The sequence below is a fragment of the Pseudoalteromonas sp. NZS71_1 genome (assembly GCF_015864305.1).
Lineage (GTDB): Bacteria > Pseudomonadota > Gammaproteobacteria > Enterobacterales > Alteromonadaceae > Pseudoalteromonas > Pseudoalteromonas arctica.
On record NZ_JADYXM010000001.1, the window covers coordinates 630,951 to 644,141 of the forward strand.

Below are 13,191 nucleotides of genomic sequence, written 5' to 3' on the forward strand. Positions count from 1 at the left end.
CGATCTACTTCTTATAAATTAATTACTGCTTGGCTTATAACTTGACCAATACGGTGACTGTACTTACGGTCATCACCCCAAGATAATGATCCAGGTTTTTCACCCGCTTTGTAATACTCGATTGGTAAGCCATAGGTACTATTGAACCCTTGAATAGTCGGTTGAACTTTACCATTAGGATATACTGTTGCCTCTAATTTAAGCTCTATTTGGTCGCCTGATTCTAACCCGAGCGCGGCCAATAAAACGTGGTTATTTATTTCAGCTTGCCAACCTGTTCGAGCTGGCTGCAAAGTCCATATACTTTTGCGAAAAATAACCGAGTCTAAAGGGATTTGACTGAAGTGCTTATGCTTACTGTATTTTGCTAGCCTAGAGTCATAATCTGTTAATAATGATGCCGCATAATAATTTAGCATTCCCTTATCAGGTGGAAGCATTCGCCAGCTAATTTTTGTATCGACACCTTCTTTCACTGCAGCTACGGGAGCTGTTAGCCCCATTGAGACTGTTTTGGAGTGTTCATTCGCGATTACTTTTGCATAAGGCTTATAAAGCGCGTTATATATATCGAGTAGTGCTAAATCAGGGCGATTTCTCCATTGTTCGGCTCGTACACTCGTTGAGCCATCATTAATAAATGCAGCCTTACCCCATGGGCATGCATGTAGCCAGGCTTCAACCTCTGATTCGCTAAAGTAATAAATAAGCCCTGCCGCAATTAGAACTATTACTAAGCCGGCAATGCCAAATACGGCAATTAATGCTGACGCCCCTTTGGTAATGATTGCAATACCTGATGCGGCTGTCATGCTTAAAAAGCCTAAAGCCATAATAGAATTTGCTGTCGCAAGGCCTATATTACCTTTGTTATATTCATTAACCGCATCCCTCACGGCCACATATGTACTTATTGCGCCAGCAAGGAACGTCGCTGCATTGGCGGCATAAGATAAGGCTACCTTCGCAGAGATAACACTGAGCCTTCCTCTTAGTATTTTTTTAGTAAACTCACTAGCAGGCACTTTGTTTTTAGAGAAAAGTTTCAACTGTTCAGAGCTTGGCATACCATAACGACGCTCAACAAGATCCTTACCAATATTCACCATAACATCTAACAAATCAGCATACGCTGACGTTTTATCCATTAAACTAACGCCATCTCCAGTTATAACTGTATAAAAATTAATGACTTCTAGCCCAGTGACAAACGGTAAAACACCAATACTGGCTGAGCCAACTTTGCCCGTTTGCTGCTTACCCAATGCTGTTTTCGCGTATTTTTTGAGGGATTTATTATGATCTTTATACCCAGTTAAATCCCAGTTTGTTTTTTCTAACTTAGCTTCATCTTCTCTTAAATCATCACTAAGTTCATCAAAGCTCTCTTCTAGTGCTGTCAATTTATCCTTATCTAGCACTACCATTTTTTGCATCACTTTTTTCTTAGCGCTGTCTGCTTGGTAGTATTGCTTAGTGACCATGGCCTCTAATTCATTTAAAGAGCCATCTAAGCTTGTAATAAGGTCTAAACGAGCGGGTATGGTTACTTTATCGTTAACTTTAAGTTTAACAATGGGCCGCGTTCCGCCATTGCCTGGGTAACTACCCTGGCTCAGTGCTTCATCAATACCTTCGGTTATTTTATTAAATTCTAAAATTCGTTGTTCGGCACGCTTAGAACGGCTGTCAAAATTAAGCGGGACGACTGAATCAGGTAAGTTCCCTTCATAATAGTCGTTAATATCAATATCAATCTCAACGAGTAAACCATCAGAAACCATGTGCGCGAGATGCATTATTTTTTGATAGGGGTTATACGACATCGCAACTGACTTAATACGTGCCTCACTATTGAGCATGTCTAAACCCACACTTTTTAGTGTTGATAAATGCGCACGTGTTACACTACCTTTTGTTTTTGCTTGTTTGAGCAGTGTTTTATAATGCTCTAGTTCTTTGTTTCTTTGTTTAAGCTGCCTGTTTAATTGCTCGGTGATGTCATCACCACCTATACCTTGGTTACGCGCTTCCTGAATGAGATCATTGCGTGTCTTTTCAGAGCTTTCAATTTCGCGTTGCTTATTTTGTATCTGTATTTCTAAATTCTTTGTTTGTCGCTCAAGTTTATTACTTTCTCGCTGTAAGCTAGATTGTTTTTGCATGCGGGCAGTAAACACATCTTTAATTGTTCCGCCACCTTGAGACATAGAATAAGTGGCTGAAGGTACTTCCATTATAATATTAAAAAAACCCCATACAGCTTGGCTACTACGCCTAAATACTTGCGTTAAATCGCCTTCTATATAACCATCAAGTTGATCATCTTGCTTCTCCAAAGCCTTAAACTCATCAATAGAAAAATCAACATTTTTAGGATCTTTTTTATCTCGAAAACACTTATATTCAGTTAAATTGGGCTTACTACTGGTTTCATCAGGGAATAGTAACTTATGTAGTTTTAATAAATTTGAACGGTCACTGGTATCCTCTGGGTGTGTACCTAACACTTTTAAGATTATATGTTGCCCTAAGTCATTGCTGTCGATTTGCTCAAGCTTTTTCGCGTCTTGGTCATACACTACACTTGAGCGAAGTATGTCTGCCGTTAAATCTTTTAGAGGGGCTAATACATCACACATAAGTTGATATATGTCGAGTCGTCGGTTGCCTGTGTGATATGCATAATCTCTTGCACATTGATAAAAGCAAGAAGCAGTCTCTTCATCCTCTATAAGGTCTTTTACATTGGCTCTTAACTCATTGATATACTGACCAAGCACATGCACTTGCTCTGTATCTAAAAACTTTCTGAATGCTGTTTTATCAAATTTATTTTCTACCCACTTTTTATAATCTGAAGCAATCTTTTGTTCTTGCTCAGAGACACTCTCTTCACCATATGTTGCTAATTTGTCAGACACAGACTGGGGAAAAGCAAAAAAGGTTTGTTGAATAAATGAGGCTAATTCAAGCTCTCCTCGCTGCTCTTTAGTAAGTTCATCGACACTTAAAACGGATTTACCTTTAGCTGCTTTATCTAAGAGTAATGTATTGATGATTGAACGAGCCAGAGTTATATCTGCACAGGCTTGGCGGGCCTTACCAAGCACATCTGGAATAATTGGCTGATAAACCCCAGCTTTATTTGTTACATCTAATACAACATGCTTCGGCAGCTGCGCGCTATTATAGCCTTGCTCAAAATCCCCAAGCTTATCTAACGTAAACAACCTATTGTTTCGTAGCTCTATTGCATCAGCATTATTCTCTCCTGGCTTAACCGGCTCTCCATAGTTTAACCTTGGATCTTCTGGTTTAAGGCCACCAAAAAGTTGTATCTGCTCCCAGGGCCATTGAATTTCAGAATGAGCAATTTGTACCTCACAAATTTGTCCATTTAGCTTATATGGTACGATGACTGTTTTGAGTGCTTCGCCAGTTGCCTCGCGAAAACCTTTATTTGTTTTCCAAGTAAGAGCGCCTTTTTGCCAAGCAAGGTTAATATCATTAAATCTTGTAACATCCTTATTAGTCGTTACCTTAAGCTCACGCCATAAATGACCGTCAACAAAAATGTATAAAAAGCCATCTCTTAAGTTCGTTTTATGATCGTCAATTTCATCTGCAGGGTGGGCATATCTAATTGGAAATATATGAACTAGCTCAATATCAGCTGTATTATCACTCTCCTCTTTAGCATCTACCTGATATAACGGGATTTTATAGTAGCCTTTACTGCTTCTATTTACAGATTCATCTCTAACCATTAATGATACATTTTTTACACCATCTGATTGGCGTTCAAAAACAAGCTCTCTATGCGCATTTTTTTCATCAATTTTATCTGCTACATTTAGATCACTCATACAATTGACACTCCATCTTCATCTAACTTTTCTGATCCTGATATTTTTATGACTATTTTTTTACCGACTTGCTGGTCAGCCAAACTATCCCTCATTTCTACACTCAACCCCCTTGGTGATGCGCCACCTGATTGCGCTAGCGGCATAGGCGGGGTGTTTTTTGAGTTTGAAATCATTAAGTCACCTTGGCGAACAGCGGGTTTCCCTTCAATGAGTACATTAAATGAGCCCATTATAAATTCAGCTTTACCATCGTTAGTGCCACTCATTAGGCCTCTTTTATCTCCGGGTTTATCGCCTTTACTTTTTGAAAAGTTACTTTTTATGTTGGCAGCACCGTTACCGTTTATTTTGACTGACCCCGCCACACTGGCTACATCACTTGCTGCGGCCATATTTGGATAAGGGATTGGGATGACACTTGGGCCTACCGTCGTTAAACATATATCAATAGTGCTTAGCTTGCCGCCGCTACTTTGGTGCACTGCAGTGCGGCCATTAATCAATACATTTTGCCCTGATACTGTGGCTACTTGCGCTGCTTGCGATTGCGCATCTTTAGTTAACTGTTCTTGATTGCCGGCTTGCCACCCTAAATGACTCGACACTAAGTCTAAAAATGCTTGGGCATTAGTAATAGGTTTATTAACATCCATACTCGTTTGTGGCTCGTTCCACGGCAAAATAGGTTCGTTTTTTTCATCATCCCATTGTGGTGGTGGAATTATATAGTCTGGAATAAATACATTAACCATTTCGCCAAGTGTTTTATCGCGGTATTTGGGGCGTGCTATTTCAGCTAAAAATGCCGCATCTCCACTGGCTCGGTCTTCAAAAATAGCGACATTGCTGGCTTTACCTAATGCGCCGTTACTTCGAGCACTATTATTAAGCCCTAATAGTGTTGGGTTGTTGTGTCGCCATGTTAACGATCCACCTGAGCGCACATCGGCGGTTAGCGCGTCGATGTCGTACTGAACACTGCCTGTTTGTTTACCTGCGGCTGCATTAATGTATGTCATGAATTTTCACTCCTTGAAATTTTTATTAGTTGCTCATTGGGTGAATTAAATAATAAAAATACATGCTGTAACCCTTCATTTAGTGGGTTATTTAAATAGCTATTTGCAAGCACAAACCCCGCTGGATCGTTTGCAACGCCTTGATGGCCAATAGTATTATTTAAGTTGGCGAGCTCTATTAATTCGTCTTCTGGGCTATACAATGCTTGTGTATTAGCAAACCATTTTTTTTTGCCATGCTAACGACTCCTTTCCTGCAAATAGGTAAGTATCATTAACACAAGCCTCGGCTTGGTTGAGCTGTTCGTTTAATTCGCCATTATAAAGGTGTGCACTAAGGGTGCCTTGTAAATGGGTAAGTAATACACATCCACCTTCACCATTAATAATGCCTGGCGGGCCGTTTAACACTTGCACCACGTTATTTTTTGCTTGATGGCTTACGTATTGGTAGCTAACGCAAGAGTCGAGTGCAATTATAAGTGTATCGGGCGCTATGCTTTTTAAATCAAGCGTTGTAGTTTGTTCAAAATCAGGGACTTGCTGCGAAATCACCTCAGCTAAAAGCTCACTGAGTGTATCGTCACTTATTACTGGGTTGTTTAACTCATCCTGTGGTAATACAAACACTATTTGACTTATACGGGATGTTTTTCTAAGTGTTGTAATATCAATATTTTCGAGCAGCTGGCTTAATAACAATAAGCACTTGGTTTGCCTATCAAGCTGAGCAAGCTCTTCTATTTCTACCATTATGTAGGGGGCATCTAAGCTTATATCACACCGTATTAATGCTTTACTCGGTTTAGAAAACAACATTTGGTTTGCAACAGCTGTATATAGGCTGCTTGGTGTACACCCTGTAGCATTTATATGGCAAAGTACATCAAACTTCATTGTTAGCTTCCCTTTTTGCCACGACTAACTGGCTATTTGCGCCTACGTGTATTGCGTCAATATAACCGCGCCATAACAAAGAAAAACTTTGCGCGTCAGAATCAATCACCAACGTATCGCAGCGCAAGTTAATTGTATGTCTGTTTAATGTGTTAACTAGCTGAACAATAGGCTCTTCAAATGGAAGCTCAACTCGCTGATGCTGCCCATATTCTTGTAACGGGTATAACCCTGAAAGTGAAAACGCCCACCCTTGTGTAAACTCTTTTTTTACTCGCTGATCTAAAGGTGCCATATTGTTAAAATGTTCATCAAGCACTGTTTTAAAAGGATAATTGCCTGCCATAAGTGCTTTTTTATCAATGTCGGGCATAAGTTCGATACGCGGTGACCAATGTGATGGTATAGCTGAAAAACTTGCAACTGAGGTAGTATGACTCGGTTTACGAAGTAGTTGATTTGCGTATTCAATGCAAGGTAATTGCTGCCCTTTTGCTTGTTTGTTTTTAAGCTTAAATCCTCTCCCTATCGGATTTTCAAGCAGATAATTAGACTCATCGTTAAGATCTTTTCCACCAAAAGCATTGCTGTAATTAATGGGTGTAGGCTCAATAATATTCGGATCAGTTGCAACAGGCCCAAGTAAAGAGCGCTTCCAAAAGCGTGCGCCAGTTACACGTAAACGCTTTTTAAATAGTGGCTGCGTTTTATCATGAAGGCCAAGCTCTACTTCAATTACTCGCGCTTGTTTGGCTTTAGGCGGGTAAGCTGTAAAGTCGCCATACACTTCAAATCCATGCTTAAAGGCGACTTGTTCGTTTACTTCTCTAAGTGGTGTATATGCGGGGTCGCCATCGTAGTCATCGGCTACAACAATATCGGGTCCGGGCTCGTTTGGTGTTACATTGCCTTTTTCGTCAAATTCAAAGTTTTGTTTTACAAGGACAACTTTAGCCAGCGTACGGTCACTCAACCAACCATCAAAAAAACTAGCCTGCCAAGGAGAAAAATTATTCAGCACTTGGGCTCTCCGCTATAACACTTTGCCATTGTTTGGCGCTCAGTAATACATGGTACAAACCACAGGCCTTTTGCAGAGGATAATGTGGTGCTACAACACGTTGCACAACTTCACCTGCAAGTATTTTTAATTTTTGTTTTGCATTACTGCACACAAAGCTAATGCCGTTTAATAATTGATCCCCTGGGACAAGTGCAAACGCTTGCCTTGCATGCTCTGCATCGTCAAGGTTTATGCCGCTGTGTACGTTTTTTTCGTTATTTGATTCTACTACAGTTACTTTTTTTGCTTGGGCAAGCGCTCTGTTAGTAATAATTAGCCATGCTGCGTAAGCTGGTTTTTGAGTTACCCCATGCGCCATTAAATTTATAAATAAAGGCAATGCGCGCTTATATACAAAGTGGCTTAGTACATGTTGGCAAAGCCCGGGGTTAGCTTTACAAAAAAGTAGGCAAGGTTCATCCCAGCGCGGATCGTTAGTAAGCCCTGCTAGGGCAAGTAATTTTGCTTTTTTGTCGTCATCATTTGTTTTGGCAAATACTTTAAACAGCATGTCAGATACGTTACTTGTTTTATTACAATAGGCATTCACGAGTGCTGCATAAGCAATATCAAAGTTAGCATGTAGCATGGCACTATTTAGCTCTGTTTCACTCAATTGCTGTGAAAAAAGTAAAGTAATCGCGGTACTATCAAGCTCTTCTTTTTCGTTGAGTACACTATTGCGCAGTGCTTTATTATCATCTAACTGCCAATAATCAAGTAAGTGCTGTAATACACTGTAATAACTTAAATGTTTGTTCGACTTTAAAGCTAAAAAAGTTTCGCCGCTGTTAAGTTCACTTTTTAAATTAAGACTTTGTAGCAATAGCGCGTAGATACTGTGGTGCTCTGGGCTTTCTAACGCAAGGGTAATAAATTTATCAAGCGCTAAATGGCTTACTTGTGTTAAATTTTTACCTGCAAAGTAATCTGTGGGTGCATCACTTTTTAAATCGCTGAGTGTGTATAAATGATTTAGTAATTGGCTTTCAATTACATTGAGTCGAGCAAGCGGGTAAACACCTTGCGCTTGCAGCTTTTGTTTGTGTTTTAATAAAGTAGTTAAGCGCTGCTGATGCTGCTTAACCTTAGCGACTTGAGCAAACATAGTATTAATTAAGCCTAATTGGCCAGCCAGCCAAGGTAAGATCTTGCTCGCTATTGGCTGTTATATCTCGCCCTTCGAGCACTATGGTGCCATCAGCAAATACTTCTATCGTCCCTTTAGCGGTTTGGAGGCTAATACTTTGCTGAGCTTCAATCGTTATGTGGCCTTGGCTATTTTTAATGAGTGCAGCGGGCGCTTGATCTTCATTTGCAAGTAGCCCTGTTACTATAAAGCCTTGTGCAGTGTGGGTAAGTAGTACTGTGTCGCCCACTTGGCATGGTGTTATGTGCGCCGCTTGTGCTACAACACTCTGTTCGTCGTTATTTACTGTAACGCCTTTAACTCGGCCAAATTCATCGACTTTACTTACAGGTGCAAGTTGCTGATCGTGATTAAATATACTTTTAACTTTAGCGTTCATTAAATTACTCCTTTAACTTAGTTATTACTAATTGCACTGCCTTTGATTGCTATATTAGTGGCACTTAACGTTATATTAGTGGCGTCAATTGTAAGGTTACCCGCAGCATCAATTTCTATACTTGCGCCACCTTGGCTTAACTGAATTGAACCCTGTCCATTTGCTTTTATAGTAATATTTTTACCACTGTTTAATTCTAAATCACCTTGAGGTGCTTGTAGCTCAAGGTTGCCGTCTACCGAGTAAACGCTAATATCTTGTCGTGCTTGCATTTTAAGCTCATCAGTTGCTGTGAGCTCTAAGTTACCGTCAGTCGCTTGAATACGACTATTTGAGGCTGAGTTTAGAGTTAAATCCGCAGCCGAGGTAACTGTAATATCTCCCTCGCGGGTTTGAATTTGCAGATTGTTTTCTACTCGGGTTGTAAAATTATTAGCGACTGTAAAATTTGCGTCGTTCTCGGCAACAAACTGTAGGTTTTCTTTCGCTGAAATTTTAACATCACCATCAACAGACTTTAACATTGCCTGGTGCGCACCATTTGTTGCATCGAGTATTAATTGGTTTTTATTGTTTTTATTGGCAAGGCTTATCTTCTCTTCGCCTTTTTTGTCATCCATTACAAAGCTGTGCCCAGCTTTAGTTACTAATTTGTTTTCAGTTGGGTTTTCGCTTGTAACAGGGTTTGGTGCATTTTCATTATAAAGCGCGCCTAAAATTATAGGCCTGTCTAAATCACCATTTTCACCACAAACGAGCACTTCTGTACCTTGAGTTAGTGGAAAATGCATACCGTGCCCGCTGCCACCGTAAGGTTGCATTAAACGTGTAGGACGGCTTTCTTGGCCTTCTCCATCTTGATTAAACGGTAGTTTTACTACGTAGTTACCTTTGTCATCAATTTCTTGCTCAATTAATGCATTAAACGTTGCAAACACACGTCTCGCTGGGCGTAATGGAGCTTTATAAGGCTGGTTAACACTAATTAAATAAGCTTGGTTTTTATACGTTAAGCCCTTTACATTAGAGCCGTATTCAACCGAAGCACTTTGGCTACCTTTGTGCTCTACACGCGTCACTAAATACTGACCATCATGCTCTGGATGGTCATAAATATTTAAACGCATACCAGGGCGAAGCGCCCTGCAGTCTGTGTCTATTATTATTTGCTCACGTTGGCAATCAAACGCTTGCTGTCTGATAGTTGCTAAGTCTTGCCCTTCGTTTGATTGCCCGTAATTATCACCGTAATGACTATCTTCACCAAAACCAATAACTGACGCACTGTTATTTTTTGAAACTTGCAAATTACCCGGAGCTTGGTAGTTGTAATCATCTAAGTGTGTACTTTGCGGAAATAATTGGGCCTGCCTGCTTATAGCAAAAATTGACTCACTCGTTCTTACTTGCCCAGATGGCGGTACATAGCTTAGGTTTATTTCATCAAACTCTTGCGCTATACCATTAGAATCATTGCAAATATACAATGTACATTCACCACTAGTTTGCTCTACAAAGCTGTACACAAAACCGTGCTTACGCATTAAGCGTGTTACAAATTCGTAATCAGTTTCGTTGTATTGCACGGTCATATCGAGCATGGTTGAGCTTGCTTGTACATTTAACTTTTGCGCAGGGAAACCTGCTTTTTCAAACACACTCGAAATAATTTTACCTGCATCCATAGCAGTAAATACACGGTTAGAATGCTGATGCTTAAGTAATGTTAAATGAGAACTCATGATCAAAGTATAGTGATACCCCTGATGACTTTGACCATGCGCTATAAAACCACTAATTAACCCTGAAATAGTACGATCTAACATTGACCACACTAGTGATAACGATACATCTTTGCCTATTAGCATTTCAGATGTTAGATGCTCAGGGCTCAATACTTGGATTTTAAATTCATAGTCTTCACATAAACGATCGTCCCTAGACTCAAAGTCAGTTACATAGACCATCCCGTCAGGCATGCCCTGTATAGCAACACTAAAGTGACTCTTATTTGCCTTGAGCTCGTTAAATATGTCCATGAATCCCATTTTTACATCCTTTTATTTAAGCGTTATCTGCAAATGTCGCCGTAATTTCGTCTTGTTCGTCAACGGCCAGCGTTAAAATATCAGGCATGTCTTCTTCTGCCATAAACTCTAAAATTGATTTAGCGATACCAGGAAGTATTTGCTGCTCTATAACCGCGTTCACCATACGTGCACCACTATCTGAAAGCGTACACTGAGTAGTCAGCTTTTCTAAAACACTGGCATCTACTCGTAGCTGCATTTTGTGGTTTTCGTGCAAACGTGTGGCAATAGCTTCAAGTTTCAAGCTGACGATAGATTGCAGTGCTTCTGAATCAAGCGCTAAGTAAGGTATAACTTGCATACGGGCAAGTAAAGCAGGCGCAAAAAAAGCAAGTAACTGCGGCTTAATTAAATCTGTCAGCGCACCGATTGATGGTACTTTCCAAGGCGTTCCGTCTTCATTAATAGGTGCTTGCGTTGGATTTAGCGCTTCGTTAATAGCTGCTTCTTGCTCGCTTTGCTGTACCTGTTCTTCCTCGTCATCTTGAGGACTTAGGTCTATAACTGTAGGCGGTGTACATGCATCGATTAACTCTGCTGAGCCTAAATTAGATGTCATGATAATTACAGTATTTTTAAAGTCTATTTCACGTCCTTCACCGTCACGCATGGTGCCGCGCTCAAACACTTGGTAAAACATGTTCATTACATCTTTGTGCGCTTTTTCAACTTCATCAAGTAAAATTACTGAATATGGACGCTGTCTTACCGCTTCGGTTAACACACCACCTTCACCATAGCCAACGTACCCTGGTGGTGAACCTTTAAGTTGCGATACGGTGTGCGACTCTTGATATTCGCTCATGTTAATTGTAGTTAAGAACTTATCGCCACCAAATAACTGTTTTGCTAAACAACGCGCCGTTTCTGTTTTACCCACGCCCGATGGACCAGCTAGTAAAAATACGCCTAGCGGGCCTTCATCGTTGCTTACGCCGGCTTTACTCACTCTTAGTGTTTGCGCTATTTTAGCGAGTCCAGCCTGCTGCCCTATAACTTCTTGGCTAATTGTGGCTTCAAGATTAATTAAATTACTAATCTGATCTTTTACCATGGCCCCTACAGGCACACCGGTCCACTGTGAAATAATTTGCGCAACAGCATCGCCGTCTACTTCACTAAATAAGCCGTTGTCTTGTGTATTTTGCTCTTTTAGTGATTGGCGAAGTGTCAGCAATGATTCGCTATCAAGCTCTTGATCAGTTGCCTGCTTTATCTCGTTAATTTGACTCAAAGTCGAAATTTGAGATTCACGCGAGTGAGTAAGTTGCGCCAATTTATTTTGTGCAATAACCAGCTCTTCAACTAAATGGGTAAGCTTATCTTTATCAACAACTAAACCTTGTCCTAGCTCTACATTGAGGCTATTGATTCTGGTTTCTAAGTAATTAATGTGCTCACGCTCAGACTCAATGGCAGCTGGGTCTGTAGCAAACGACATACGTACTCTTGCCGCTGCGGTGTCTAATACATCAATAGCTTTGTCTGGTAATTGGCGACCTGTTATATAGCGCGACGATAAAACGACAGCAGCTTCTATAGCGTCATCCGTAATTTGAATATTATGATGCTCTTGATATTTATCTTTTAAGCCTGCAAGCATTAATTGAGCCGCTTGCTCTGTTGGCTCATCCACTTTAATAAGCTGAAAACGGCGCTCTAGAGCGGCATCACGTTCAAAATACTTTTTATACTCGCTCCATGTTGTAGCAGCAACGGTTCTTAATTCTCCGCGTGCTAATGCTGGCTTTAATAAATTAGCCGCATCACTCATGCCCGCATCGCCACCGGCACCAATTAAAGTGTGCGCTTCATCGATAAACATAATTATTGGCGTTGTTGAATTTTTAACTTCATCTATTACTGTTTTTAAGCGGCGCTCAAACTCACCTTTAACGCCGGCACCTGCTTGCAATAACCCCATATCAAGCACCAATAAGCGTACGCCTTGCAGGTCACTTGGTACTTGGCCATCAATTATACGCTGGGCAAAACCTTCAACGACTGCTGTTTTACCTACACCTGGGTCGCCCACTAAAATAGGGTTATTTTTTCTTCGACGGCATAACACATCGACCATCATACGAATTTCGTCATTACGACCGAGAACCGGGTCGATTTTACCCTGTTTTGCTTTTTCAGTTAAATCTTCACAGTACTCATCAAGCGCAGCTGTACCGTGCGATGAATCTGCTTGATTTGCAGACTTTGATTTAGCTACTGGGTTTAAACGCTCTGAAGATTGCTGACAAATTTTATCTAAATTTTCAGCTAAAAAGCGTGAATCTATTTTATCTAGTAAAGCAGGTAGTTGAAGTACAGGGCTGTAAGGTAATAACTCTGTTAATGAATCAATAAGCGCAGCACCTGTTATAAAATCACTTTTATGCTGAACATTAGCACTTAACCATGCACGCTCTAGCCATTCGTATAAACGACGAGAAAATGTAGGCTTACTTTGATTACCGGCAGGCTGTCTATTTAAAAAGTCTAATAGCTCATGCCATACTTTGTCTTGATTAATATTAAAGAAATGAAAAATGTGCTCAAGGTCACCATTACTTCCTTCTTCCATTAACTTAATAAGTAAATGCTCAGGAAGCACTTCAAAATGACTACGACTACTCGCAAATCCAGCTGCTGATTCAAGTGCTGTTGCGGTGTGGCCATTTAATTTATCTATGAGTTGTTTTATGCCTTTAGCATCCATTTTTTTATCCT

At 40.4% G+C, this 13,191-nt stretch carries 8 protein-coding genes; all 8 read right to left on the minus strand.

Translation table 11 applies throughout. The features are described from left to right. Window positions 1-11: 11 nt before the first annotated feature. The 8 genes from I6F43_RS02705 to tssH all read right to left on the minus strand — a co-directional run bounded on the left by I6F43_RS02705 (window position 12) and on the right by tssH (window position 13,180). Window positions 12-3,869: a hypothetical protein gene (locus tag I6F43_RS02705; protein WP_165721751.1), complete on the minus strand. Its 3,858-nt coding sequence runs from the start codon at window positions 3,867-3,869 to the stop codon at window positions 12-14. After that, the gene (locus I6F43_RS02710) at window positions 3,866-4,891 is read right to left on the minus strand and encodes a DUF4150 domain-containing protein (protein ID WP_197100861.1); all 1,026 of its coding nucleotides are present in this window, start codon (window positions 4,889-4,891) and stop codon (window positions 3,866-3,868) included. Before I6F43_RS02710 ends, I6F43_RS02705 begins: the two co-directional genes overlap by 4 nt. Window positions 4,892-5,104: 213 nt before the next feature. Further along, window positions 5,105-5,788 carry a hypothetical protein gene (locus tag I6F43_RS02715; protein ID WP_231613997.1) on the minus strand — a complete coding sequence of 228 codons (684 nt, stop codon included), beginning with the start codon at window positions 5,786-5,788 and terminating at the stop codon, window positions 5,105-5,107. Continuing rightward, window positions 5,778-6,809 carry a DUF2169 family type VI secretion system accessory protein gene (locus I6F43_RS02720; protein ID WP_197100863.1) on the minus strand — a complete coding sequence of 344 codons (1,032 nt, stop codon included), beginning with the start codon at window positions 6,807-6,809 and terminating at the stop codon, window positions 5,778-5,780. Before I6F43_RS02720 ends, I6F43_RS02715 begins: the two co-directional genes overlap by 11 nt. Continuing rightward, window positions 6,799-7,959: a hypothetical protein gene (locus tag I6F43_RS02725; RefSeq protein WP_024594501.1), complete on the minus strand. Its 1,161-nt coding sequence runs from the start codon at window positions 7,957-7,959 to the stop codon at window positions 6,799-6,801. Before I6F43_RS02725 ends, I6F43_RS02720 begins: the two co-directional genes overlap by 11 nt. A 4-nt stretch (window positions 7,960-7,963) precedes the next feature. Next, window positions 7,964-8,380: a hypothetical protein gene (locus tag I6F43_RS02730; RefSeq protein ID WP_007584469.1), complete on the minus strand. Its 417-nt coding sequence runs from the start codon at window positions 8,378-8,380 to the stop codon at window positions 7,964-7,966. A gap of 17 nt (window positions 8,381-8,397) precedes the next feature. Beyond that, a complete protein-coding gene (locus I6F43_RS02735; protein ID WP_024594499.1) occupies window positions 8,398-10,419 on the minus strand; it encodes a type VI secretion system Vgr family protein in 2,022 nt (673 codons plus the stop codon). Window positions 10,420-10,444: 25 nt separating this feature from the next. Further along, window positions 10,445-13,180 carry a type VI secretion system ATPase TssH gene (tssH, locus tag I6F43_RS02740; protein ID WP_197100872.1) on the minus strand — a complete coding sequence of 912 codons (2,736 nt, stop codon included), beginning with the start codon at window positions 13,178-13,180 and terminating at the stop codon, window positions 10,445-10,447. Window positions 13,181-13,191: the final 11 nt, after the last annotated feature.